This window comes from Tessaracoccus bendigoensis DSM 12906 (assembly GCF_900141915.1).
GTDB classification, from domain to species: domain Bacteria; phylum Actinomycetota; class Actinomycetes; order Propionibacteriales; family Propionibacteriaceae; genus Arachnia; species Arachnia bendigoensis.
On record NZ_FQZG01000039.1, the window covers coordinates 15,608 to 39,139 of the forward strand.

Here is a 23,532-nt window from a genome sequence, read left to right on the forward strand (position 1 = left end):
CGTCATCGGCTCAGAGGCCCAGGAACTCCCGGAACTCCTCGCAGCACTTCTCGGCCCGTGCCTCATCCGGCAACTCGCAGAAGATGCGCAGGAGCGGCTCGGTGCCGGAGAAGCGGGCGATGATCCAGCCGTCCTCGAAGTAGACCTTGCAGCCGTCTTCGTAAGAGGTGCGCACGACGGGCTCGCTGAACGTCGGGAGCTTCTTCTCCACCATCAAGGTGTTGAGGATCTCCGGCTTGCGGTCCATGTCGAACTTGAAGTCGGTCTCGGCCATGTAGTGCGGCGGGAACTGGCCGACGATCTCGGCGTAGATCTGGCTCATGGGCTTGCCGACGACGGCGATCATCTCGACGAGAAGCGCGGCGGCATAGATGCCGTCTTTACCTGCGATGTGGCCACGGACGGTGAGGCCGCCGGAGCTCTCGCCACCGATGACGGCGTCGGTCTCGAGCATCTTGCCGGAGATCCACTTGAACCCGACAGGCACCTCATAGGCCTTCTCGCCGAACTGTTCGGCGACATCGTCGAGCAGCGACGTGGTGGCCACGTTGCGCACGACCGCGCCCTTCCAGCCCTTGTACTTCAGGAGGTAGTAGTACAGGATCACCAGCAGCTGGTTGGGGTGCAGGAAATTGCCCTGGTCGTCGATGATGCCGATCCGGTCGGCGTCACCGTCGGTGGCGATGCCCAGGTCGCACTTGTTCTCGACGACGTAGCGGGAGAGGGCCTGGAGTGTGTGCGAGGACGGCGAGGGCAGCCGACCACCGAACAGGGTGTCGTGGCGGTCGTTGATCACCTCGACGTCGGCGCGCGCCGTCATCAGGATCGTCTGCAGTGAAGTCTTGGAGACACCGAACATCGGGTCGAGGGCGATCTTCAGCCCGGCCTCACGGATGGCTTCCATGTTGACCTGGTTGATGATCGAGTCGATGTAGCCGTTGAAGGTGTTGATCTCCTCGATGGCACCCGTCTCGATGCCCTTGTCGTAGGCGATCGTCGGGATGTCGGCCTCGGGGGCGCCCTCGAGCGACTCCATGCGGTGCTCGATGTCCAACGTCACGTCCTGATCGGCGTCCTTGCCCCCACGGGTGAAGACCTTGATGCCGTTGTACAGGGCGGGGTTGTGCGAGGCGGTGATCGCCATGCCGTAGGGGAAGTTCTGGTCCTTGACCGTCCACATGATCAGCGGGGTCGGCGCCTGCGCCACCTTGATCACCTTGGTCGGGATGCCGTACCCGGCGAACACCTCAGCGGCCCAGCCAGCTGAAACATCCGAGAGGAAGCGTCGGTCGTAACCGATCACGATGCCCTCCTGGGCAACACCTTCATCAATCATCCGCGCTGCGAGCGCCGCTGCAAGCAGCATCACGTTCGCCCGGATGAATTCGTCGCCGATGATCGCTCGCCATCCGCCGGTTCCAAAGTTGATTCTCGCCACACCTGAAGACTAGACCCGACACCCGGCGTGAACGGTCACCATCGCGAGCGAACGCGCATAGTTGTTGCGCAGCCGCTCAGACGGCTGCGCGGCACCGGTCAGGCAAGGTCGATCAACTCGATGTAGTCATGCGACCAGAGGTCCTCAACCCCGTCCGGCAGCACGAGCACCCTGTCGGGTTGCAGGGCCTCGACCGCGCCGGGATCGTGCGTCACCAGTACAACCGATCCCGCATACGTGCGGATGGCGTTGAGCACCTCGGCGCGGGAGGCGGGGTCGAGGTTGTTCGTCGGTTCGTCCAGGAGCAGCACATTGGCTGCGGAGACGACCAGCATCGCCAGGGCGAGACGGGTCTTCTCCCCACCGGAGAGCACCTTCGCGGGCTTGGCCACGTCGTCACCGGAGAACAGGAACGAGCCGAGCACCTTTCGGACCTCGGTGTCGTTGAGGTTCGGCGAGGCCGAGACCATGTTTTCGAGCACGCTGCGGCTCACATCGAGGGTTTCGTGTTCCTGCGCGTAGTAGCCGACCCTTGCACCGTGGCCGAGCTCGACCCGACCGGACGACGCCTCCTCGATGCCGTAGAGGATCCGCAGCATCGTCGTCTTGCCTGCGCCGTTGAGGCCGAGGATGACGACCTTCGAGCCGCGGTCGATGGCGAGGTCGACGGCGGTGAACACCTCAAGCGAGCCGTACGACTTGCTGAGCTCGTAGCCCCTGAGCGGGGTCTTGCCTGACGGCGCGGGATCCGGGAACCGGATCTTCGCGACCTGATCCTGGGCACGCTCCCCCTCCACGCCGGCCAGCAACTTCTCCGCCCTCTTGGCCATGTTCTGCGCGGCGACGGCCTTGGTGGCCTTGGCGCGCATCTTGTCCGCCTGCGCCATCAGTTGCGACGCCTTGCGCTCGGCATTGGCAAGTTCGCGCTTGCGGCGCTTCTCGTCGGTCTCCCGCTGCAGCAGGTAGCGCTTCCAATCCATCGAATAGATGTCGAGCTCTGAGCGGTTCGCGTCGAGGTGGTAGACCTTGTTGACGACGGCTTCGAGGAGCGCGGTGTCGTGCGAGATGATGATGAGCCCGCCCGGGAACCCCTGGAGATAACCGCGAAGCCAGACGATGGAGTCCGCGTCCAGGTGGTTGGTCGGCTCGTCGAGCAGCAACGTATCTGCGTCGGAGAACAGGATGCGGGCCAGTTCGATGCGGCGACGCTGGCCGCCGGATAGCGTCTTCAGCGGCTGCCCGAGCACCCGATCCGGCAGTCCGAGGTTCGACGCGATCCGCGCGGCCTCCGATTCGGCGCCGTATCCGCCTGCCGCGACGAACGCCGCCTCTGCACGCGCGTAGGCGGCCATGGCCTCTTCACGCTCCGCGCCGTCGGCGGTGGCCATCGTCTCCTCGGCACGGCGCATCCGCCGCATCACCTGATCGAGGCCACGGGCGCCGAGCACACGGTCGCGGGCGATCTGCTCCGGGTCGCCCGAGCGCGGATCCTGTGGGAGGTAGCCGAGTTGGCCGCTGCGCGTCACCGTGCCCCCGGCGGGCATCGACTCCCCGGCGAGGATCCGGGTGAGTGTCGTCTTCCCTGCCCCGTTACGGCCCACGAGCCCGATCCGGTCGCCGCCGATGACCTGGAAGCTCACGGGAGACAACAGCAGCCGGGCACCTGCCCGCACCTCAACATCCTTGACCTGTAGCACCGACCTATTTTCGCGGTCTTACCCCGATTAACCAAACCAGGGGGCCAGGGATCGATCCAGAACCGGGCAGGGGGCCCCGCCCGTCCAGCTCGGTCTCCGGATCAGTCGAGCCGTGAGACGAAGTCGAGGATCGCACCCTCCCACTGCTCGGCGTGAGAGTCGTTCGCCCCGTGTGGGGCACCCTTGAGGACCACGAGTTCGGCGTGCGGAACCAGCTCGGGCATCCGCGCCGAGGAGGCCCCGAGCGGAACGTTCTGGTCGCCGTCGCCATGCAGCACGAGGGTGGGCACCTTGATGGCCGCCACCTCGGCTCGGAGATCGGTGGCCCAGATCAGGATGGTTGCCGGAGCCGCGATCGCCCCTGATTGGCGGGCGATCTGCAGGGCCTCCCCGCGGATCTCCTCATCGACGAGCAGCCCTGCATCCTGCGTGGAGTAGAAGGTGGTTATGAAGGAGTCGAGGAAAGCATCACGGTCTGCCGCGCAGCCTCTCGACAGCTCCTCGAACGCGGACATCGGCATGGCACCGTCAGGGTTGTTGTCCGAGATACACAAAGCAGGGGTGATCGAACCGGAGAAGATCACCCCTGCGACCCGCTCGTTGTGGCGCCCGGCCAGTTTCGCGGCCTCTCCACCACCCATGGAGAAGCCGAGCACAACGGCATCGTGCAGGTCGAGGTATTCCAGGAGGGAAGCGGTGTCCGCCGCCAGAGTGTCGTAGTCGTAGCCGCTGTCGGGCTTGCCGGATTCGCCGAAACCTCGCCGGTCATAGGTGATGACCCGCAGCCCTGCCTCGTAGAAGGAGGCGGCGTTGCGGTTGAAAGTCGAGCCGGAGAGCGGCCATCCGTGGATCAGCACGAGTGGCCGGCCCTCGCCGCCGGTGTCGGTGTAGTGCAGGGATAGGCCGTCGGGCGTAGTCAGGTGCGGCATCTTCGCCTCCATCCAGGTCTGGTGGCTCCAGCCTAGCGGCCCGTCACGCCTAATTGCACGGGTATAGGGCGCCATTCGGGCGACTGACTTCGTTGTCGTCGGTCGACGTAGAACACCGCTACGACTGACCTCCTACGCCTTGCCATTCATCCCGACTGACACCCCATACTCATCCGCACCTTCAGGTGCGACAGACCACTAGTGAAGGTTCGCATTGCGCATACCGGCATCCACAAAGTCAGGGCCCCAGCCGCGACCGCCTCAGAGGTTGTAGCCGATGGCCCTCAACTGCTCGCGACCGTCTTCGGAGATCATCTCAAGGGTCCACGGCGGTAGCCACACCCAGTTGATGGTCACGGAATTGACCAGCGTGTCGAGCACGTACTTCGTGTCGTACTCGATCTTGTCGGTCAGGGGGCAGGTCGGCGAAGTCAGCGTCATGTCGATCGTCACATCGCCCTGGTCGTCGACCTGCACGCCGTAGACGAGGCCCAGGTCGACGACGTTTACCATCAACTCCGGGTCGACAACGTCCTTCATCGCCTCGAGGACCTCGTCCTCGGTAGGTAGTACCGGCTTGGTGTCATGGCTCAGGTCGACGTCAGGCAGTTCATCCTTGACGAGGTCGCTCGGCCTCTGGTCCGGGGTGTACATCAGTTCTCCTTGGTGGTGGCTTGCAGGGTGGCATCGCGCATCGCGGACCACCCGAGGAGGGCGCACTTGACGCGCGCCGGGAACTTGGAGACTCCGGCGAACGCGATCGCGTCCTCGAAGACGTCTTCGTCGGGGGCGATCCTGCCCTGGGACTGCATCATCTCCAGGAACCGATCGTGCAACTCGAGCGCATGAGCGGTCGTTCCCCCGATCAGCAGATCGGTCATCACCGAGGTGGAGGCCTGAGAGATGGAGCAACCCTCCCCTTCGTAGGAGATGTCTGCGATGGTGTCGCCGTCGAGATGGACCCGCAGGGTCAACTCATCACCACAGGACGGGTTCACGTGGTGCACTTCCGCGCCGTAGCCGTCGCGGAGCCCGCTGTGGTGCTTCTCACGGTAGTGATCGAGGATGATCGTCTGGTACAACTCGTCGATGTTCATGGATCCTTCGCTTTCAGAGCTTCGGCGCGAAGTAGTTGCGGGTGAACACCAACGCGTCCGCGAGCGCGTCGATCTCGGCCAGCGTGGTGTACAGGTAGCTCGACGCTCGGGTCGAGCTCTGCTCCCCCAGCCGCTTGTGCAGCGGGCGGGCGCAGTGGTGCCCACCACGGATCGCCACCCCGCGCGAATCCAGCACCTGCATCACGTCATGCGGATGCACGCCCGACAAGTTGAAGGAGATCGCGCTGCCCCGGTCGACGGTGTCGGTCGGGCCGAGGATACGCAGACCATCGATGGTCGTCAGCTTCCCGAGCGCATAGGCGGTGAGTTCGTCATCGTGCGCCGCGATGTTGTCCATCCCCAAACCTTGCAGATAATCGACCGCCGCCCCCAGACCCACCGCCTGGGCGATCGGCGGAGTGCCTGCCTCGAACCGGTGGGGCGGTGCCGCATAGGTCGAATGCGTCATCTCGACGACCTCGATCATCTCGCCGCCACCGAGGAAGGGTGGCAGCTCGGCGAGCAGGCCGTAGCGCCCCCACAACACGCCGATACCGGTGGGGCCGACCATCTTGTGGCCGGTGAAGGCGACAAGATCGGCCCCCAGCAACGACACTTCAGTAGGGACGTGAGGCACGCCTTGCGAGGCATCCACGACCATGACGGCCCCCACTGCGTGCGCGGAAGCCGCGATGCCGGGGATCGAATTGCGGGTGCCGAGCACGTTCGAGACCCAGGTCAAAGAAACCACCTTTGTGCGTTCGTTGATGAGCCGCTCGCGTTCGGCCTTCTCAAGGTCGAGGCGACCGTCGTCGGTGATGTCGAACCAGCGAAGCGTCGCCCCGGTGCGCTCGCACACCAATTGCCAGGGCACGATGTTCGAGTGGTGCTCCATGACGGAGATGACCACCTCGTCGCCGGGCCCCAACCGGGACGCGAGGGTGTTCGCGGCCAGGTTCAGGGCTTCTGAGGCGTTCTTGGTGAACACGATCTCCTCGGCACTGGCAGCCCCGACGAACGCCCCGATCTTCGCCCGTGCACCTTCGAACGCTTCCGTGGCCTCCGCACCCAGTTGGTGCATGGCGCGCGCCACGTTCGCGTTGTGCTGAAGGTAGAACTCTGCCATGGCGTCCACCACCTGGCGCGGCTTCTGAGACGTGTTGGCCGAGTCGAGGTAGCTGAGGGGCCACTGCCCCACCGTGCGTCCCAGGATCGGGAAATCCGCCCGTACCTTTTCGACGTCGTACATCAGTTGCCTTTCTGACTGCTGGTTGCGGGAACGAGGCTCAGGCGTTTGCGACGGCCTTCACGTACTCCTCGTAGCCGGTCACCTCGAGCTTCTCCGCGAGTTCCTTGCCACCCTCGTCGACGATGCGACCGTCGACGAACACATGAACGAAATCGGGCTGGATGTAGCGCAGGATGCGGGTGTAGTGCGTGATCAGCATCACCGCCCGGTCGCCCTGGGCCGAGTAGCGGTTCACACCTTCGGCGACGACCTTCAGCGCGTCGATGTCAAGCCCGGAGTCGGTCTCGTCGAGGATCGCCGCCTTGGGGTTCAGGAGTTCAAGCTGAGCGATCTCGTGGCGCTTCTTCTCGCCACCGGAGAAGCCCTCGTTGACGGAGCGGGCCGCGAACGACTTGTCGAGGTCCATCCCAGCGAGCACCCGCTCGACGTCCTTGACCCAGGTGCGCACCTTGGGCGCCTGGCCGTCCAGAGCGGTCTTGGCGGTGCGGAGGAAGTTGGCGACAGAGACGCCCGGCACCTCGACGGGGTACTGCATGGCCAGGAACAAGCCGGTGCGGGCCCGTTCGTCGACCGTGAGCCCGGTCAGCTCGACGCCGTCGAGGGTGACCGATCCGGAGGTGATGACGTACTTCGGGTGCCCGGCGAGCGCATAGGCGAGGGTGGACTTGCCCGACCCGTTGGGGCCCATGATGGCGTGCACTTCGCCGGGGTTGACGGTGAGGTTGACCCCCTTGAGGATCTCCTTGTGGCCCTCCTCGGTGATGACGTCGGCGTGCAGGTCCTTGATGACAAGCGTGGACATGGGTTCTTGGCTCCTAGTTTTCTTCAAAGTTGAGGGGGTTGTCGGGGTCGACGAGGATGTCGTCGCCGTCGATCTGGACGGGGAACACGCGCACCGGCTGGGTGGCCGGAAGGTTCAGTGCCCGCCCCGTGCGCAGGTCGAAGGTCGACCCGTGCAGATAGCACTCGATGGTGCGGCCAGCCACCTCACCCTCGCTGAGGGGTACGTGGCCATGGCTGCACAGGTTCTCGATGGCGTAGAGGTCACCGCCGTGACGCACCAGGGCCACTTCGAGTTCACCGTCATCCTCGCGCCCGGATCCCGTTTCCGGGACCTCGCAGGCGAGAGGCACGTCATCGGTGAGTTCATCGGCGGTGGCGACCGGCACGAAAGTCACGCCACGTCCGCCGTCCGTGTGGTGCCGTGGACGAGGGAGAGTTCGCGTTCGACCTGTTCGAGCAGCTTGCGTTCGATGTGCTCCACACCGACACGCCGGATGATGTCGTTGAAGAAGCCGTGCACGATCAGACGGCGTGCCTCTTCCTCGGTGATGCCGCGGCTCATCAGGTAGAACAACTGGTTGTCGTCGAATCGACCGGTGGTGGACGAGTGGCCCGCGCCGAGAATCTCGCCGGTCTCGATCTCGAGGTTCGGCACGGAATCGGCCTGGCAACCCTCGCTCAGGACGAGGTTCTTGTTGGTCTCGTAGGTCTCGATCCCCAGCGCCACCTTGCGGATCAGCACGTCGCCGATCCACACCGAATGCGCGCCCTTGCCCTGCAACGCGCCGCGGTAGTCGACGTTCGACTTGGTGTTGGGCTCGTTGTGGTCGACGAACATGCGGTGCTCGACGTCCTGGCCCGCATCTGCGAAGTAGAGGCCGAACTGCTCAAGTTCGCCGCCGGGGCCCTTGTAGCGGGCCCGCTCGGCGATCCGGATCGCGCGGCCACCCATGGAGGCGTGCACGGTGCGCACCCGGGCGTCACGGCCCACTTCCACCGAGATCTGGCCACCGTGGATCGATTCGTCGTCCCAGTCGTTGACGTAGACGAGGTTGATCTGCGCGCCGTCCCCGATGCGGAAGTCGAACTTGCAGGCGTACTGCGCGGTTCCCTCGAAGCGCAGCACCAGCGTCGCCTTGCTATGCGTGCCGAACTCGGCCACGAACGTCTCCGCCGCCTGTCCGCCCTTGCCGGTGCCGATGAAGACGATCGGCTCCGAGATCTCCGTTTCGGCCGGAACGTGTAGGTAGGCGGCCTGCCGGGTGCGCTGTGCCGCGATCGCCGAGATCCGATCGACGGGCGGTTCGACGGCCAACTCGCGGGCCTGGGCCGTGGTGATCATCTTGAACTCGACGCCGGGCGGCATCTCGCCCGCCCAATCCAGTTCACCGGCGGGACCGCCGTCGGCCAGCAGGGGCTTGAACGTCTTGACGGGGGTGAACCGCCAGATCTCCTCACGCCCGGTCGGCATGGGGTGCTTCTCAAGGTCGTAGCTCGGCTCCGGGTGAAGGTGCGACTCGATGGTCTCGATCGCCCCAACGACGTTGGGCACGGTTGCAGTAGTCAATTCAACTGTCTCTTTCTAAGGACTTCTCGGTGTGGACGGAGCGGCGTCAGCCGACCGCGCCTTCCATCTGCAACTCGATCAGACGGTTCAGCTCCAGGGCGTACTCCATGGGCAGTTCCCGGGCGATCGGCTCGATGAAACCGCGCACGATCATGGCCATCGCCTCGTCCTCGCCCAAACCGCGCTGCATCAGGTAGAACAGCTGGTCGTCTGAGACCTTGGAGACGGTCGCCTCATGCGCCATGGAGACGTCCTCTTCACGGACATCCACATACGGGTAGGTGTCGGAACGCGACACGTTGTCCACGAGCAGCGCATCGCACTTCACGGAAGAGGCGGAGTGGTTGGCGCCCGGGTCGACCTGCACGAGCCCGCGGTAGGACGCGCGACCACCGGAGCGGGCCACGGACTTGGAGATGATCGAGCTGGACGTGTACGGCGCGCAGTGCACCATCTTGGAGCCGGTGTCCTGATGCTGGCCCTCCCCCGCGAACGCGATGGAGAGGGTCTCGCCCCGGGCGTGTTCGCCCATTAGATAGACGGCGGGGTACTTCATGGTGATCTTGGAGCCGATGTTGCCGTCGACCCACTCCATCACGGCACCCTCTTCACAGGTGGCGCGCTTGGTGACGAGGTTGTACACGTTGTTCGACCAGTTCTGGATGGTCGTGTACCGGACGCGGGCGTCCTTCTTGACGATGATCTCGACGACCGCGGAGTGCAGCGAATCCGACTTGTAGATCGGAGCCGTGCAGCCCTCGACGTAGTGCACGTAGGAGCCCTCGTCGGCGATGATCAGCGTTCGCTCGAACTGCCCCATATTTTCGGTGTTGATGCGGAAATAGGCCTGCAGCGGAATCGCGACGTGCACGCCCTTGGGGACGTAGATGAACGAGCCACCGGACCAGACCGCGGTGTTCAGGGACGCGAACTTGTTGTCACCGACGGGGATGACGGTGCCGAAATGCTCCTGGAAGATCTCGGGGTGCTCCTTGAGGGCGGTGTCGGTGTCGAGGAAGATGACACCTTGCCGCTCCAGTTCCTCGTTGATCTTGTGGTAGACGACCTCGGACTCGTACTGTGCGGCGACACCCGCGACAAGGCGGGCCTTCTCCGCCTCGGGGATGCCGAGACGGTCGTAGGTGTTCTTGATGTCCTCGGGCAGGTCCTCCCAGGTCTGGGCCTGCTTCTCGGTCGAGCGCACGAAGTACTTGATGTTGTCGAAGTCGATCTCGGACAGGTCGGCACCCCACTTGGGCATCGGCTTCTTGTCGAAGAGCCGGAGCGCCTTCAGGCGCAGGTCGAGCATCCACTGCGGCTCGTCCTTCATGTGTGAGATGTTGGCGACCACATCGGGGTTCAACCCACGCTTCGCCGTTTCACCGGCGGTGTCGGCGTCGTGCCATCCCCACTTGTAGCTGGAGAGCGCCTCGATGTGTTCGTCCTGCGTGGCACCCAATCCGGGGGCCTGCGGTGCGGTCTGCGTCATATCCGTATCCGTCACTTTCTTTTCGGGATGTTGGGCGTGGGAAGCGGGGTTGGTACGTGCGTGGTGCAGACGCCGTCGCCGTGTGCGATGGTCGCCAGCCGTTGCACGTGGCTGCCGAGCAGGCGGGAGAAAAGTTGTGTCTCCACCTCGCACAGCACGGGAAACGCCGCGGCCACGTGGGCCACCGGGCAGTGGTGCTGGAGAAGTTGGTTGCCTGAATGGACCGGTCTCACCGATGGAGCGTAGCCGTCCACCTCAAGCGCCTCCACGAGCGCCTCGATGGCGGGACGATCCGGGTTAGCATCGCGGAACTGCAGGAACCGTTCCTCGATGCAGGCGATCTGTTCGTCGGCCAACTCCCGCACGGCGCCTGGCCCGGCGACCGTCGACAGCCTGCGCAATGCGGCGATCGCGAGCGCATCGTAGGACTGCCGGAACTCGGCACGCCCCGCATCGGTCAGGACGAACACCTTGGAAGGCCGCCCACGGCCTCGCGCGCCGTAAACCCGCTCCTCTCGCGAGGTGAGCACGCCGTCATCGATCAGTCCGGTCAGGTGTCGACGAATGGCGGCGGGGGTCAGGTCGAGGCGCTCGGCAAGCTGGCGGGCGGTCTGCGGCCCGTCGTGGAGAATCAAACCAACCACTCGCTGGCGGGTCGGGACCTCTGCATCCACCGTCACGATTCACCTCCCACCGCAGGCTCCACGACCGCGGAGCCAAATTAACGTACGCCAGTCTTGCCAATTCTTGTTCAGGATTCAAGCAAGGGTCGCCTAAGTCGGCCATGCGCCATCGTCGTGCGCGCCCCAGACAGATAGGCTGACGTGGTGCCTGCCCTCGACGCACGAGACGTCTGCCTCAGTTTCGGTCCGGTCCATGCCCTGAAGAGGTTGACCCTCACCGCCGAGGAGGGCCGCATCACAGCCCTGCTCGGCCCCAACGGAGCGGGCAAGACCTCCTTCATCCGCTGCTGCACCGGCCTGGCCCGGCCGGACAGCGGATCCCTGACCCTGTTCGGCGAGGCTCCCGGCTCTCCGGCTGTGCTTGCCCGCATCGGCCTCATGCCCCAGGCGACCGGCGCCTGGTCCGGGGTCCGCGCCGGCGAGCTGCTTCGCTATCTGGCCAGCCTCTACGCAGACCCGCATCCGGTAGACGACCTGATCGCGCTGCTCGGCATCGGCCCCTTCGAGAAGACGCCGTACCGTCGCCTCTCGGGCGGACAACAACAGGCCGTCAACCTCGCCGGGGCCATCGTGGGCCGACCCGGCCTGGTGTTCCTGGACGAGCCGACCGCTGGGCTCGACCCGCGTGCGCGGCGACTCACCTGGGACGTGGTGCGCGGGCTGCGCGCGGCCGGGGTCGCGGTGCTGTTGACCACGCACGACATGACGGAGGCCGCCGAGCTTGCCGACCGGGTACACATCGTCGACATGGGCGAGGTCCGGGTGAGCGGCACCGCCTCTGAGCTGACCGTCGACGGTTCACTCGAGGATGCCTACCTGCGCTACACGACCGGAGACGCCCGATGAGCCTCGACCTGACCCCCCACGCCGCCGCGGCCACCCCGGCGTCCCGCATCTGGTCGCACGCCAAGATGGAGGCGACCCTGATCCTTCGCAACGGCGAACAGGCGTTGCTCGCCGTCGTCATCCCGGTCGCGATCCTGCTGGGCGCCAGCCTTTTCGGCGACCGGTTGGGGCTGGGTCTGCAACAGACCGCACCCTCGGTACTGGCCCTGGCGATATGGAGTTCCGGTCTCACCACGCTGGCGATCGCGACGGGGTTCGAACGCAGGTACAACGTGCTCGAACGGTTGGCCGCCACCCCCCTCGGGAAGCCGGGGATCCTGGCAGGCAAGGGGCTGGGAATCGCACTGATCACGGCTGGGCAGGTTCTGGTGCTCGCCGTCATCGCATTAGCCCTCGGTTGGCGCCCGGTCTGGTCGCTGCCCGCCCTGCTGGTCTCCATCTTGGTGTCGGTTCTGGCGATGGGCGCCTTCGCGGGGATCGCGCTTGCGCTCGCCGGGTCGCTGAGACCCGAGGCAACCCTTGCGCTGGCCAACCTGCTCTATCTGGTCGGGATGCCGCTGGGCGTGTTGCTGCCTGCGGACCGGTTCCCCGGATGGACCGCACACCTGGTTCAGGGGCTTCCAACGGGCGCGCTCGGTGAAACGCTGCGGGCCGCCTCCAACGGCCAGGCCCTAGGCTGGCCGATAGCGGTTGCGGCGCTGTGGTGCGTCGCCTCCCTCGCTCTGGCATGGAAGGTGTTCAAGTGGACTTCCTGAGGAAGCTCGTCGACGGCGAGAAGGCTCTGCGGATCTGGCTGTTTGCGTCGCTGATCTGCAACATGGGCATCGTCGTCACCGGCGCCGTGGTTCGGCTGACGGCATCAGGCCTCGGCTGCTCGACGTGGCCGAAGTGTACCGAAGAGAGCTACGTCCCCCATGAGGCCTCGGGCATCCACGGCCTCATCGAGTTCGGGAACCGGACGCTCACATTCGTGCTGATCATCGCAGCGCTCGGCGCCTTCATCGCCGCCTGGCGGAACCGTGGCCCGCGGACCAAGCTGTGGTGGATCACGCTGGGGATCGGCATCGGCATCCCGTTCCAAGGCGTGATCGGCGGGGTCACCGTCCTGACGCAGCTGAACCCGTTCGTGGTCGCTCTCCATCTGATGCTGTCGGTCGCGTTGATCGTAATCTGCGTCTGGTCGCTGCAAGTGGCTTCGGGCCGCCCCGCGATCATGGTGAACGCGAGGCAGCGCACGGCCGTGATCGCAACCTTTGCCGCCTGCATGCTCGCTACCTGGATCGGCACCGTCGTGACCGGCTCCGGCCCCCACGCAGGTGACGAGGACGCCGTCCGCACCGGATTCCAGATCGAAGTGGTGGCCAAGTTCCACGGACTCTCCGCCTGGCTCGTGGTCGCTCTGACCCTGGTCTGCCTCTTCCTGTTCCGAGGGCTGCCCCAAGTCCGCCGCATGATGGGCACGCTTCTCCTGGTGGTCCTGGCCCAGGGCGCGATCGGCTACATCCAGTACTTCCTCGGGGTACCTGCACTCATAGTCGCCATGCATATGGTTGGGTTGACGGTGCTGACCGCGGTCGCGGCCAGACCGCTGGTGACAACCGCAAGGAGTACGCATGTCGACCAATCCGGTGCTGACGCTTCAACTGCCCTTCACGCTTCCTGACTTCGCTGCCGCGACACCGGCGCACTACCGTGACGCGATCGCAGGCTCGATGGCACACCACCTGGCCCTGCTCGCCACCCTGCGCGACGACTCTTCGCCCGCGACCATCGAAAACGTGCTCGGCGCTTGGGAAGACGCCGGGGCAGACCTCCGGCGCGCGCTGAACGCGTTCTACGCGGTGCGTTCCTCTGACACCAACGACGAACTCGATGCCATTGATGAGGAGTTCGCGCCGCTGCTGGCCGCCCATGACGACGCCATCCACCTCGACCGTGCGCTCTATGCCCGCCTCCGCGCGCTCGAGGCCCGCATCCTTGGCGGCGAGGTCGAAGCCGATGAGCAGGATCGCTACGCCCTCGATGAGACACTCCGGGAGTTCCGCCGCGCGGGCGTCGAACTGGGCGACGACGACCAGGCCAGGCTCCGGGAGCTGAACAGAATCCTCGCCGAGCTCGGCAGCCGTTTCGAGACGCTCAACCGCGGCGCCCGCAACGCGGGCAGCCTCACGGTGGTAGAGGCTGACCTGGCCGGGCTCACGACCGAGGAGAAGGAGTCGCTCCACGACGGCGACGGCTACCGGATCGACCTGGTCAACACCACGCAGCAACCGCTGGCGGCCAAGCTGACCGACGCCGGTGTGCGTCGTCGGCTGTTCGAGGCCTCGACGACGCGTGCGTTGAGCGGGGACTTCGACACCCGGGAGATCGTGGTCGCCACCGCGCGGGCCCGTGCGGAACGGGCCCGGCTGCTGGGCTACCCGAACCACGCCGCGATCGTGGCTGAGGCGGGTTGTGCCAAGTCGACCGACGCGATCCTCGACGTGCTCGTCCCGCTGGCGCAGGCCGGTCTGGCCAAGGCCCGTGACGAGGCCGCCCAGCTCGCTGGACGCTACGCGGAGTTGAGCCCAGGGGAAGTGTTCACCGCAGCCGACTGGAGCTTCGTGGAGGCGATCGTGCGTCGCGAGCGGTATTCGTTCGATGAGTCGCAGCTCGGCGGGTTCCTGCAGGTCGACAAGGTGCTCGCAGCGGTCTACGGGGCAGCGGAGGAGCTCTACGGCATCACGTTCCATCCCCGTGCAGATCTGGTGGGCCACGCCCCCGACACGCGGACCTTCGAGGTCCACGACGCCGATGGCAGCACGCTCGGCCTCTTCGTGATGGACTTCTGGGCGCGTCCGACGAAGAGCGGTGGAGCGTGGATGACCAACATCGTGGAACAGTCGACCCGCGATCAGGCACTGCCCGTGGTGACCAACAACTGCAACTACACGCCCACCACGACGGCGATCACATGGGACGACGTCATCACGATGTTCCACGAGTTCGGGCACGCGCTGCACGGCCTCCTGGCTCACAGTCGCTACGCCTCACGCTCCGGACCCAACACACCCACAGACTTCGTCGAGTTCCCCAGCCAGGTCAACGAGCACTGGGCCTGGACGCCTGGCCGCGTCCTGCCTGCGGAATGGGTCGAGCGGCTGACACAGGCCGACAAGTTCGGTCAGGGCTACGCCACCGCCGAAACCGAACTGTCTTCACTGCTCGACCTGGTGTGGCACATGACCCCCTTGGACGAGTTGCCCGCCTCCGCCGACGAGGTCGAGGACTTCGAGCGCAAGGCTTTGGAGAAGTACGGGCTGGTCGAGCCGCTGGTCCCGCCGCGCTACCGGTCCCAGTACTTCGCCCACATCTGGGGAGGAGGCTATGCGGCCAGCTACTACGGCTACGCCTGGGCCAAGGTGATGGACGCCGACGCCGTCGCCTGGTTCGACGATCAGACCGGACCCGTGCGTGAGGCTGGGGAACACTTCCGCCGCACCCTGCTGGCCCCGGGTGGTTCGGTCGACCCGATGGAGACCTACCGGCGGTTCCGGGGCCGCGACCCGCAACTTCAGCCCCTGCTCGACCGGCTCGGTTTGGAGCTTTGACCAGGCCCGCTTCTCCCAACTGGGGTTCGATGACCCACACCTCACGTACCCTGTTGCCTCCAACGCCGTGGGCGCAGCCGAATATCAGGAGAACCCGCAACCATGCAGTTCAAGAAGACCACCGCACTGACGATCGCCGCGTTCGTGGGGCTCGCCACACTTTCCGCCTGCGGTGGAGGCGAGCAATCGACCGCGGATGCCTGCACCGTCGCCCAGAGCACCGTCGCGTCCGCTGAGAGCGAGATCACCGAGGCCATGTCGGGGGTGACCTCTGGTGAATACGCGAAGGTCAGCGAGGGTTTCAAGACGCTGTCCTCTTCGCTCAGCGAGGCCGCCGGCAAGGTGAGCAATGCTGAGGTGAAGGCTGCCCTGACTGACTTCCAGAGCGGCGTCGAGGGGTTCGCCGGGCTCTTCGATGGCGTTGAGGACGGCGACATGACCGCCCTTGCCTCGAAGGTGACGGATCTTGAGCAGATCACCACCCAGATCAGCGAATCGGCGACCAAGCTCGGCGAACTCTGCCCCGTTTCCTGATCCTCGGATTCTGCAAGGCCCGGCCATCTTGGCCGGGCCTTCGCATTTGAACCTACGGCTGTACAGGTGCTATTCCACCGCGGGAACCGACTCTGCATCCGTCCGGCTCACGAAGAAGCCACAGATCGTCGCCCCCGTCCACACCGCGCCAGCACCGAGGAAGGCCCAGTGCGACCCTCCCAGCATGGCCTCGGCATGCGTCGACACCAGCGATTCGGCAGCCGCGGTCTGCATGGCGAACACCGTGACGAACAGTGCGGTGCCCGCTGCACCGCTCACCTGTTGGCTGGCCCCGACCACTGCGGAGCCGTGCGAGTAGAGATTCCTCGGAAGCGAACCGAGTGCCACGGTGATCAACGGCGTGAAGAGCGCTGCGAACCCCAGGCTCAAGACGATGTGGGCGCACATCACCGCCCACCACGGCGTGGAGAGGCTCATGCCGGCCAGGAACAGGAACACTCCGAGCACGGCGAAGCTTGCTGGAATCACGAGTGGCCGGGGGCCCCATCGGTCGAAGGCCCTTCCGATCGTCGGAGCCAGCAGCCCCATCGCCAAACCGCCAGTAAGCAGCATCAGACCCACGTGCAGAGACGAGAGCCCGTAGGCTCGCTGCAACAGCAACGGGAGCATGATGAGCGTCCCGAACAGCGCCATCATCGCCAGTGAAAGCATGATCAGCGACACCGTGAAGGGTTTTCGGGTGAGGGTGCGGAGATCGAGGAACGCGCGCCCTCGCCCCTGAAGCACGAGTTGCCGGGTGGTGAATGCGACCAGAACCCCGAGGCCGACCCCGATGCAAAGTGGAGGGAGCCAGAACTCGACATCTGCCCCGATGATGCTCAGCCCGTAGACGAGCGGGCCGAAGCCGAGGGCTGTGAGCAGGACTGAGAGCCAGTCGAGGGGTGTGTCGGTCGGTTCGTTCACCGACTCAAGCCGCCGATGGCCGAGCCACATTGTCAGCAGACCGATTGGCAGGACGATCAGGAAGATGAGCCGCCAAGAGCCGATGGAGAGGATCACCCCGGAGAGGGTGGGGCCGAGTGCTGGTGCCATGGCGATAACGAGCGAGATGTTGCCCATCATGGCGCCCCTCTCACCTTCGGGGACCAGTTGCATGATGGTGGTCATCAGCAGCGGCATCATGATCGCGGTGCCGGAGGCCTGGATCACCCGCCCAACGAGGAGTAGCCAGAATGCCGGCGCGATGGCACACACCAGCGTGCCGAGGCAGAAGATCGCCATGGCGAGCAGGAACACCGCGCGGGTCGGCAACCTCTCCAGGAGCCAGCCCGTCACGGGGATGACGACCGCCATGGTCAGCATGAACGCCGTGGTGAGCCACTGGGCGGTTCGCTCCGGGATGGAGAAGTCCTCCATGATCCGGCTCAGCGCCACGTTCATCGTGGTTTCATTGAGGATGACCACGAACGCGGCCACGATCAGGATCCGGATGACGCGCGGGGTACGCATGGAAGGCATTCTCACGTCCTCCTTCCCGGTGGACACACGCTCAGGGAAAGCGTGCCACTAGCGTCGGTAACGCAGCGGGTTCTCCACGGTGGCTACTTCATCCCCGATTGCCAATCCGCCTGCAACGGAGCCCTGATCCCGCAACTCCAGCAGTCGAGAGACGACCCGCTCCCTGAGCGTACCGGGTGCGATGGTGTTCAGATAGATCTTGGTCGCCCCCTCAAACCCGGCGAGCGTGGAGATCCGCCACTTGAGCATGATCCTCCAAGGCATCGCGAGCGGGGTGTCCACAGGCCGGTAGTGCCACTCCTCATTGCAGGCGACCCCAGGCCCGGTGGCGGCGTGTACGGCGTGGAGCAGGTCTGACATCGCCCGGATCTCGGCGGGGCTGTGGTCCCACGGGAAACTCGCCTCGGACTTCGAGTACACCTCTATCGTCGGGTAGCGGTGCCCGAAGCCGGCGAACGAGAGCGCATGCTCATTCTCGGCGATGATGAGCCCCTGCCGATTCGCGTAGCCGACCGCCGCCCGATTGAAGACGTTCGGGTCGGCCGCGAGCCGACGCAGGGTCGAGGCCTGCTGGCTGCCGTGTTCGTCGATGGAGACGAGTTGCTTGTGCAGGTGGTCGAACGAGGCGCCGGCAGGCTTCAACCAGTTCTGGAACACGGTGACGTAACGGGCGTGCCGGTTGAACGTCAGCATCCGTTCGGTCGCCTCCACCGTGTGGGCGATGAAGGCCTCATGTTCGTCTGGCGTGAGCGTGCCGGAGGAGGCGAGTGCCGAATCGTCGGTGGCGCCGTCGACGAAGTGTCGCCGGGCGATCACCACGTCGTGGCCGCCGCCGAAGAAGCCCGACGCGCGGTGCAGGAGGTCACGCTCCCCCAATGCCGCGATGACCTGCGCGCTGTGGCCTGCGGCCCGCAGCTTCGCCTTGACGACGTTCAGCACGTGCTCGCGACCGGCCGTAGAGGTGAGGTATGCGTCCCTGCGGTCCCGGATCCATCCTGGGAGTTCGTAGCCGTAGTTCAGGTGCCAGTAGTCGAAGCTCAGAATCTCGAACAGGTTGGGCACTCGCCGGAACTCGGCGACCGTGTCGAACAGTTCCTCGGCCATGGTGCCGTGGCGGGTCACGAAGCCGTCTCCTGTCCGGACGACACGGGACTTCTCCGGCGGCGTTTCCAGGTAGCGGTCCTGGCAGAACGCACACGCCCGGTGCCCGTCCCCCGGCTTCAACGGGCGGGGTTCTGAGGTGGCGACCCCGAGCGGGCGGTTACCTCGCCCCGGGACGGTCCAGACCTCAGTGCCGGTGAACGGGTTGAACTGTTTGACGGTGCCGTCACGGAGCGTGGTCAGAAACTCCTGCCCGGCAAAGGCGTCGGCACTCATGCCTCAAGACCCTACGCCATCTCGGTATCGGCCCGGGTCAGAAGATCAACGGGTCGATCGCGACCACCAGGAACAGCAGCGCCAGGTAGGTGTTCGACCAGTGGAACAGCCGCATCGCCTTCAGCTGGGCACCCTCAAGGCCCCGGTGGGCACGACGCCAGAGCTGAACCGACTCCCAGATGAACACGGCACCTAGCAGGGCCGCGGCGATCGGGTACAGGGGGCCGGTCGGTGCGAGCGGCCAGAGGGCCAGCGACACCAGCACAGTGGCCACGGCGTAGACGAGGATCTGGTTGGCGACCTTCGGCGCGGGCCTGACCACCGGCAGCATCGGCACGTCGGCGGCGGCGTAATCGTCCTTGTAACGGAACGCGAGGGCCCAGGTGTGCGGTGGCGTCCAGAGGAAAACGACAACGAAAAGGATCAGCGGAGCAAGCGCGACGCTACCGGTCACCGAGGTCCAGCCGATGAGGGGCGGGAAGCAGCCGGCGATGCCACCCCAGATGGTGTTCTGCCAGGTTCGCCGCTTCAACCACATGGTGTAGACGAACACGTAGAACGCGTTTGCCCCCAGCGCCAGCCAGGCCGACAACCAGTTGGCGCCGAAGCCGAGGATCAGCGTCGACGCGATCCCGAGCACCACGCCGAACACCAATGCCGCAGCTGTGCTCACCTGGTGGAGCGGCACCGGACGGCGACGGGTGCGGCGCATGATCTCGTCGATGTCGGCGTCGAAGACGCAGTTGAAGGTGTTGGCCGAGCCGGCGGCGAGGAAACCGCCGACGAGAGTCACGAGCATCAACTGCCAAGGTGGCAGCCCTCCCGCGGCAAGGAACATGGTCGGTAGTGTGGTGACGAGGAGCAACTCGATCACCCGGGGCTTCGTCAGGGCGACATACGCCTTGACGACATCGCCGACCCTCGCCTTCGCAGGCGCTGCGACACTCGCGACAGCCACACAAACCCCGATTCCAAGAGACTCCGAGGTAGTCTAGCGTGCCCCAGCCGGAGTCGCCGCCTTCCGATGTGGTATGACGTCCGGATCCCCCGTCCCGAAGGCTAGTGTGGTCCCTGATGAACAGCTACGAGAACCCGCTGCGCGACTCACAGGACCGCCGGTTGCCCCGCATCGCCGGACCTTGTGTCCTGGTGATCTTCGGTGTCACAGGTGACTTGTCCCGCAAGAAACTCATGCCCGCCGTCTATGACCTCGCCAACCGCGGGCTGCTGCCCCCCGGCTTCGGCCTCGTCGGTTTCGCACGTCGCGACTGGGCCGACCAGGACTTCGCGAAGGTGGTTCACGACGCTGTCAAGGAGCATGCGCGCACCCCCTTCCGGGAGGAGGTCTGGGAGCAGCTACTCGAAGGCATCCGTTTCGTGAGCGGCACCTTCGACTCGGACGAGTCCTTCGAACGCCTCAAGAAGACCATCGTCGAGTTGGACACGACTCGAGCCACCGGGGGCAACCACGCGTTCTATCTTTCGATCCCGCCGTCGGGCTTCGAAACGGTGATGTCGCAGCTTGCGAAACACGGGCTGGTCGAGCGTCAGCCCGAGACCTGGAACCGGGTGGTGATCGAGAAGCCCTTCGGCCACGACCTTGCCTCGGCGCGGGAACTCAACGCCGTGGTCGAGCGCCTCTTCAAGCCTCAGGAGGTGTTCCGGATCGACCACTACCTGGGCAAGGAGACCGTTCAGAACCTGTTGGCTTTGCGGTTCGCCAACCAGATGTTCGAGCCGATCTGGAACAACCACTACGTCAGCCATGTTGAGATCACCATGGCCGAGGACATCGGCATCGGTGGCCGTGCGGGCTACTTCGACGGGATCGGCGCCGCTCGCGACGTCATGCAGAACCACCTGCTGCAACTGCTCGCCCTGACCGCCATGGAGGAACCAACCAGCTTCGAGGCTTCACAGCTGCGCGCCGAGAAGAAGAAGGTCCTGGCTGCGGCACACGTCCCGACGCCCTACGACCGTCACACGGCCCGCGGCCAGTACTCGGCCGGCTGGCAGGGTGGCGAACCGGTGATCGGGTACTTGGAAGAGGACGGCGTCCCAGCCGACTCGGGCACCGAGACCTACGCGGCGATCAGGGTCGACATCGACAACCGGCGCTGGGCCGGCGTGCCGTTCTACCTGCGTACCGCCAAACGCATGCCGAGGCGCGTCACGGAGGTGGCATTGGCGTTCAAGCGGGCACCCCACCTGCCGTTCACCGCCACCGACACCGAGGAACTCGGCACGAACGCACTGGTGATGCGCATCCAACCAGACGAGGGGGTCACCCTCCGGTTCGGCGCCAAGGTGCCTGGGACGCAGATGGAGATCCGCGAGGTCTCCATGGATTTCGCCTACGGTGGTTCATTCACCGAATCCTCGCCCGAGGCGTATGAGCGACTCATCCTCGATGTGCTACTCGGAGAACCGCCACTGTTCCCCAGGCAGGAAGAGGTCGAGCTGAGTTGGCAGATCCTGGACCCGGTGCTCGAATACTGGGCTTCGCAACCCGGCAACCCGGAACAGTATCTGGCAGGCACCTGGGGCCCTGAATCCAGCTTCGAGATGGTTGCCCGTGACGGCAACACGTGGCGCAGGCCGTGAGGAGAACCCACTGATGATCGTGGAATTGAAGAACACCACTTCCCGTGCAATCTCGGCCGCTCTGGTGGACGCGCACCGGGGCGTCGGCAGCGCCAGCGGCCTGGTCCTGACCCTGGTCATCGTGACCGGCGAGTCCCGGTTCAGCGAGGTGCTGGAGGCCGCCAAGGCCTCGGCCACCGCGCACCCTTCCCGCGTGATCGTGGCCACCTTCGACGACGGCTCCGAATCCGGTTTGGATGCGACGGTCGAGGTCGGCGAGGGGCTGCCAGGCGACCTCATCGTGCTGCGCCTACACGGCGACCTGCGCCACCACGGCGACTCGGTCTGCCTGCCGCTGCTGCTACCCGACTCGCCCACCATCGTGTGGTGGCCGCACGAATCGCCTGAGAACCTGGCGACCGACCCCATCGGCTCCCTCGCCGACCGGCGGATCACCGACGCTGCGGGGTGCGGTGATCCTGTCGAGGCACTTCTCCGACGGGCCCGGCACCACACCCCCGGGGACACCGACCTGGCGTGGACCAGGTTGACCCGGTGGCGCTCGCTCCTCGCGGCGGCACTGGACCAGACCAGAACCCAGGTGACCGATGCGGTGGTTTCCGCGGCCCCCGACAATGCCCCCGCCCTGCTGCTCATCGCCTGGCTCAAGGCGCGGCTTGGGGTTCCGGTGACTTACCTCCCCGGTGACCTGCCCGGTGTCAACTCAGTGGTGTTGAGCACGACTGAGGGCGACATCAGCGTCAGGCGGTTCGCCGAGGGTCGCGCGCTGTACCAGGTACCTGGGCAACCGGAACGCACGGTCGCGCTCAGGCGCCGTCCCCTGACGGACCTGCTGACCGAGGAGCTGGGCAGGATGGACGCCGACGACGTCTTCGAATCCGCCGCGGCACAGGTGGTCACCGATGCAGGGGAGCGATAGCGTGTACAGGAGGCTGATCCGCCTGCACGATGCCGACGAGGTCTCCTCTGTGGTCGCTGCCCGCCTGTTGGCCCGCCTGATCGAGCTCCAGAGCACCCAACCCCTCGTCCACGTCTGTCTGACGGGCGGAGACACGGCCAATGCGATGTATGAAAAGCTCGCCGATCTGGCCCACGGGTCAGATCTGGATGCTTCAAAGCTTCAGTTGTGGTGGGGGGACGAACGCTTCGTGCCTGCGACCGACCCGGCACGAAACTCGTTGCAGGCCATCACCCGACTGGCCAGGACGGTGTCAATCAAGTCCGCTGACACTCACATGATGGCGGCGGCTGACGGCCGCAAGGACCCACATGAATCTGCCGCCGAGTACGAGGCCGAGTTGGGCAACACCACCTTTGACATCACGCTGCTGGGCATCGGGGGCGACGGCCATGTGGCGTCGTTGTTCCCGAACCATCCGTCATCGGAGCCGACTACACGTGCCGTGATCGGGGTCACAGACAGCCCGAAGGCGCCACCGGAGCGCATCACGTTGACGGCTCCGTCCCTGAACCGGTCCCACGAGGTATGGTTCCTGGCCACCGGAGCCTCAAAGGCCGAAGCGGTTGCCGCCACCTTGGAGGGCGACCCATCTCTTCCCGGCTCCGCCATCAAGGGCGATGTCGCAACGTTGTGGTTCCTCGACCGCAAGGCCGCCGCTGAACTCCCGGCCCAGTACTCCTGCCCCTTCTAGCACGGAGCGCCCGCTTCCGACCGGACGCCGCCGGGCTCGGCCCTTCCGCATGTAAATGCCGCTGGTGACGAGCCTTTCCGCAGGTATCGACGCCGGAACGCTGGTGACCAGCCTTCCGCAGGTATCGGCGGCGGCTCCGGGCTGGGTGACTCTAGGGCCTGCCGTGCTCGTCCGTCGAGCTGCCAGGTGGTGGTGATGGTCGTGGACACCAGCGGTTTGCGGCCGATACCAGCAGTATCGCTGGACACCAGCCGTATACCGCTGGTGACCAGCCCTTCCACAGGTAACGGCGCCGGAACGCTGGTGACGCGCACGCCGCTGGCGACCGGGTGTCCCACGGCACGTGCCCCGAGACGACGCGGGTGGTGCTGTTGATCGGCCCGGACACCAGCGGTTTGTGGCCGATACCAGCAGTATCGCTGAACACCAGCCGTATACCGCTGGTGACGAGCACTTCCACAGGTATCGACGCCGGAACGCTGGTGACCAGCCTTTCCGCAGGTATCGGCGGCGGCTCC

Annotated in this window: 23 protein-coding genes; 9 read left to right on the forward strand and 14 right to left on the reverse strand. The window is 65.5% G+C overall.

The genetic code is table 11. The features are described from left to right. Positions 1–10: 10 nt before the first annotated feature. From BUC15_RS11155 to BUC15_RS11205, 11 genes are all read right to left on the reverse strand, one after another. Positions 11–1,438, reverse strand: a complete 1,428-nt coding sequence (locus BUC15_RS11155; protein ID WP_073188226.1) for a phosphohexomutase domain-containing protein — start codon at positions 1,436–1,438, stop codon at positions 11–13. 98 nt (positions 1,439–1,536) lie between these two features. Then, complete coding sequence (locus BUC15_RS11160; RefSeq protein ID WP_073188229.1) at positions 1,537–3,135, reverse strand: ABC-F family ATP-binding cassette domain-containing protein; 1,599 nt, start codon at positions 3,133–3,135, stop codon at positions 1,537–1,539. 101 nt (positions 3,136–3,236) lie between these two features. Further along, positions 3,237–4,064 (reverse strand): alpha/beta fold hydrolase, encoded by an 828-nt coding sequence (locus tag BUC15_RS11165; protein WP_073188277.1) that lies wholly within the window; start codon positions 4,062–4,064, stop codon positions 3,237–3,239. A gap of 261 nt (positions 4,065–4,325) precedes the next feature. Beyond that, the gene (locus BUC15_RS11170) at positions 4,326–4,718 is read right to left on the reverse strand and encodes a metal-sulfur cluster assembly factor (RefSeq protein WP_073188231.1); all 393 of its coding nucleotides are present in this window, start codon (positions 4,716–4,718) and stop codon (positions 4,326–4,328) included. Next, complete coding sequence (gene sufU / locus BUC15_RS11175; protein ID WP_073188233.1) at positions 4,718–5,161, reverse strand: Fe-S cluster assembly sulfur transfer protein SufU; 444 nt, start codon at positions 5,159–5,161, stop codon at positions 4,718–4,720. Before sufU ends, BUC15_RS11170 begins: the two co-directional genes overlap by 1 nt. A gap of 13 nt (positions 5,162–5,174) precedes the next feature. Continuing rightward, the gene (locus tag BUC15_RS11180) at positions 5,175–6,413 is read right to left on the reverse strand and encodes a cysteine desulfurase (protein WP_175558308.1); all 1,239 of its coding nucleotides are present in this window, start codon (positions 6,411–6,413) and stop codon (positions 5,175–5,177) included. 34 nt (positions 6,414–6,447) lie between these two features. Beyond that, positions 6,448–7,212, reverse strand: coding sequence for a Fe-S cluster assembly ATPase SufC (gene sufC, locus BUC15_RS11185; protein ID WP_073188237.1), 765 nt, complete (start codon positions 7,210–7,212; stop codon positions 6,448–6,450). Between the two features lie 13 nt (positions 7,213–7,225). Then, positions 7,226–7,588, reverse strand: coding sequence for a non-heme iron oxygenase ferredoxin subunit (locus BUC15_RS11190; protein WP_073188239.1), 363 nt, complete (start codon positions 7,586–7,588; stop codon positions 7,226–7,228). Beyond that, entirely contained in the window at positions 7,585–8,745 is a 1,161-nt protein-coding gene (gene sufD, locus BUC15_RS11195) for a Fe-S cluster assembly protein SufD (protein WP_245787961.1), read from the reverse strand. The genes BUC15_RS11190 and sufD overlap by 4 nt, the downstream gene beginning before the upstream one ends. A 61-nt stretch (positions 8,746–8,806) precedes the next feature. Beyond that, entirely contained in the window at positions 8,807–10,249 is a 1,443-nt protein-coding gene (gene sufB, locus BUC15_RS11200; RefSeq protein WP_073188245.1) for a Fe-S cluster assembly protein SufB, read from the reverse strand. Between the two features lie 11 nt (positions 10,250–10,260). After that, positions 10,261–10,929 carry a helix-turn-helix transcriptional regulator gene (locus BUC15_RS11205; RefSeq protein ID WP_245787962.1) on the reverse strand — a complete coding sequence of 223 codons (669 nt, stop codon included), beginning with the start codon at positions 10,927–10,929 and terminating at the stop codon, positions 10,261–10,263. 147 nt (positions 10,930–11,076) lie between these two features. Here BUC15_RS11205 and BUC15_RS11210 point away from each other — a divergent pair, with 147 nt between their 5' ends. From BUC15_RS11210 to BUC15_RS11230, 5 genes are all read left to right on the forward strand, one after another. Further along, entirely contained in the window at positions 11,077–11,778 is a 702-nt protein-coding gene (locus BUC15_RS11210) for an ABC transporter ATP-binding protein (RefSeq protein WP_073188279.1), read from the forward strand. Further along, the gene (locus BUC15_RS11215) at positions 11,775–12,533 is read left to right on the forward strand and encodes an ABC transporter permease (protein WP_073188249.1); all 759 of its coding nucleotides are present in this window, start codon (positions 11,775–11,777) and stop codon (positions 12,531–12,533) included. The genes BUC15_RS11210 and BUC15_RS11215 overlap by 4 nt, the downstream gene beginning before the upstream one ends. Beyond that, on the forward strand, positions 12,521–13,441 hold the full coding sequence (locus tag BUC15_RS11220) for a COX15/CtaA family protein (protein ID WP_245787963.1): 921 nt from the start codon (positions 12,521–12,523) through the stop codon (positions 13,439–13,441). The genes BUC15_RS11215 and BUC15_RS11220 overlap by 13 nt, the downstream gene beginning before the upstream one ends. Further along, positions 13,392–15,368 carry a M3 family metallopeptidase gene (locus tag BUC15_RS11225; RefSeq protein ID WP_073188252.1) on the forward strand — a complete coding sequence of 659 codons (1,977 nt, stop codon included), beginning with the start codon at positions 13,392–13,394 and terminating at the stop codon, positions 15,366–15,368. Before BUC15_RS11220 ends, BUC15_RS11225 begins: the two co-directional genes overlap by 50 nt. A 102-nt stretch (positions 15,369–15,470) precedes the next feature. After that, a complete protein-coding gene (locus BUC15_RS11230; RefSeq protein ID WP_073188254.1) occupies positions 15,471–15,902 on the forward strand; it encodes a hypothetical protein in 432 nt (143 codons plus the stop codon). 69 nt (positions 15,903–15,971) lie between these two features. Here BUC15_RS11230 and BUC15_RS11235 read toward each other — a convergent pair whose 3' ends face one another. Genes BUC15_RS11235 through BUC15_RS11245 form a run of 3 tightly spaced genes read right to left on the reverse strand, consistent with a single transcriptional unit; the run spans position 15,972 to position 19,716 of the window. Next, the gene (locus BUC15_RS11235; protein ID WP_084189530.1) at positions 15,972–17,381 is read right to left on the reverse strand and encodes an MDR family MFS transporter; all 1,410 of its coding nucleotides are present in this window, start codon (positions 17,379–17,381) and stop codon (positions 15,972–15,974) included. A gap of 48 nt (positions 17,382–17,429) precedes the next feature. Then, positions 17,430–18,758, reverse strand: a complete 1,329-nt coding sequence (locus BUC15_RS11240) for a DUF4921 family protein (RefSeq protein WP_073188258.1) — start codon at positions 18,756–18,758, stop codon at positions 17,430–17,432. A gap of 37 nt (positions 18,759–18,795) precedes the next feature. Then, a complete protein-coding gene (locus BUC15_RS11245) occupies positions 18,796–19,716 on the reverse strand; it encodes a heme o synthase (RefSeq protein ID WP_281249282.1) in 921 nt (306 codons plus the stop codon). Between the two features lie 116 nt (positions 19,717–19,832). Between BUC15_RS11245 and zwf the strand changes: the two genes are divergently transcribed. The 4 genes from zwf to BUC15_RS20430 all read left to right on the forward strand — a co-directional run. Next, positions 19,833–21,362: a glucose-6-phosphate dehydrogenase gene (zwf, locus tag BUC15_RS11250; protein ID WP_073188282.1), complete on the forward strand. Its 1,530-nt coding sequence runs from the start codon at positions 19,833–19,835 to the stop codon at positions 21,360–21,362. A 13-nt stretch (positions 21,363–21,375) separates the two neighbouring features. Further along, the gene (locus tag BUC15_RS11255) at positions 21,376–22,281 is read left to right on the forward strand and encodes a glucose-6-phosphate dehydrogenase assembly protein OpcA (protein ID WP_073188263.1); all 906 of its coding nucleotides are present in this window, start codon (positions 21,376–21,378) and stop codon (positions 22,279–22,281) included. Between the two features lies 1 nt (position 22,282). Next, positions 22,283–23,014, forward strand: coding sequence for a 6-phosphogluconolactonase (gene pgl, locus BUC15_RS11260; protein ID WP_084189531.1), 732 nt, complete (start codon positions 22,283–22,285; stop codon positions 23,012–23,014). A gap of 329 nt (positions 23,015–23,343) precedes the next feature. After that, positions 23,344–23,532 (forward strand): hypothetical protein (locus tag BUC15_RS20430; RefSeq protein WP_217652212.1); only part of this gene is annotated, 189 nt, incomplete at its 3' end.

Excerpts from the sequence above, each read along its gene's own strand:
- BUC15_RS11230 (WP_073188254.1), top strand. The coding sequence starts at position 15,471 with ATGCAGTTCAAGAAGACCACCGCACTGACGATCGCCGCGTTCGTGGGG.
- BUC15_RS11225 (WP_073188252.1), top strand. The coding sequence starts at position 13,392 with ATGTCGACCAATCCGGTGCTGACGCTTCAACTGCCCTTCACGCTTCCT.
- BUC15_RS11170 (WP_073188231.1), bottom strand. The coding sequence starts at position 4,718 with ATGTACACCCCGGACCAGAGGCCGAGCGACCTCGTCAAGGATGAACTG.
- BUC15_RS11255 (WP_073188263.1), top strand. The coding sequence starts at position 21,376 with ATGATCGTGGAATTGAAGAACACCACTTCCCGTGCAATCTCGGCCGCT.
- sufB (WP_073188245.1), bottom strand. The coding sequence starts at position 10,249 with ATGACGCAGACCGCACCGCAGGCCCCCGGATTGGGTGCCACGCAGGAC.
- sufU (WP_073188233.1), bottom strand. The coding sequence starts at position 5,161 with ATGAACATCGACGAGTTGTACCAGACGATCATCCTCGATCACTACCGT.
- sufC (WP_073188237.1), bottom strand. The coding sequence starts at position 7,212 with ATGTCCACGCTTGTCATCAAGGACCTGCACGCCGACGTCATCACCGAG.
- BUC15_RS11165 (WP_073188277.1), bottom strand. The coding sequence starts at position 4,064 with ATGCCGCACCTGACTACGCCCGACGGCCTATCCCTGCACTACACCGAC.
- zwf (WP_073188282.1), top strand. The coding sequence starts at position 19,833 with ATGAACAGCTACGAGAACCCGCTGCGCGACTCACAGGACCGCCGGTTG.
- BUC15_RS11240 (WP_073188258.1), bottom strand. The coding sequence starts at position 18,758 with ATGAGTGCCGACGCCTTTGCCGGGCAGGAGTTTCTGACCACGCTCCGT.
- BUC15_RS11235 (WP_084189530.1), bottom strand. The coding sequence starts at position 17,381 with ATGCCTTCCATGCGTACCCCGCGCGTCATCCGGATCCTGATCGTGGCC.
- BUC15_RS11215 (WP_073188249.1), top strand. The coding sequence starts at position 11,775 with ATGAGCCTCGACCTGACCCCCCACGCCGCCGCGGCCACCCCGGCGTCC.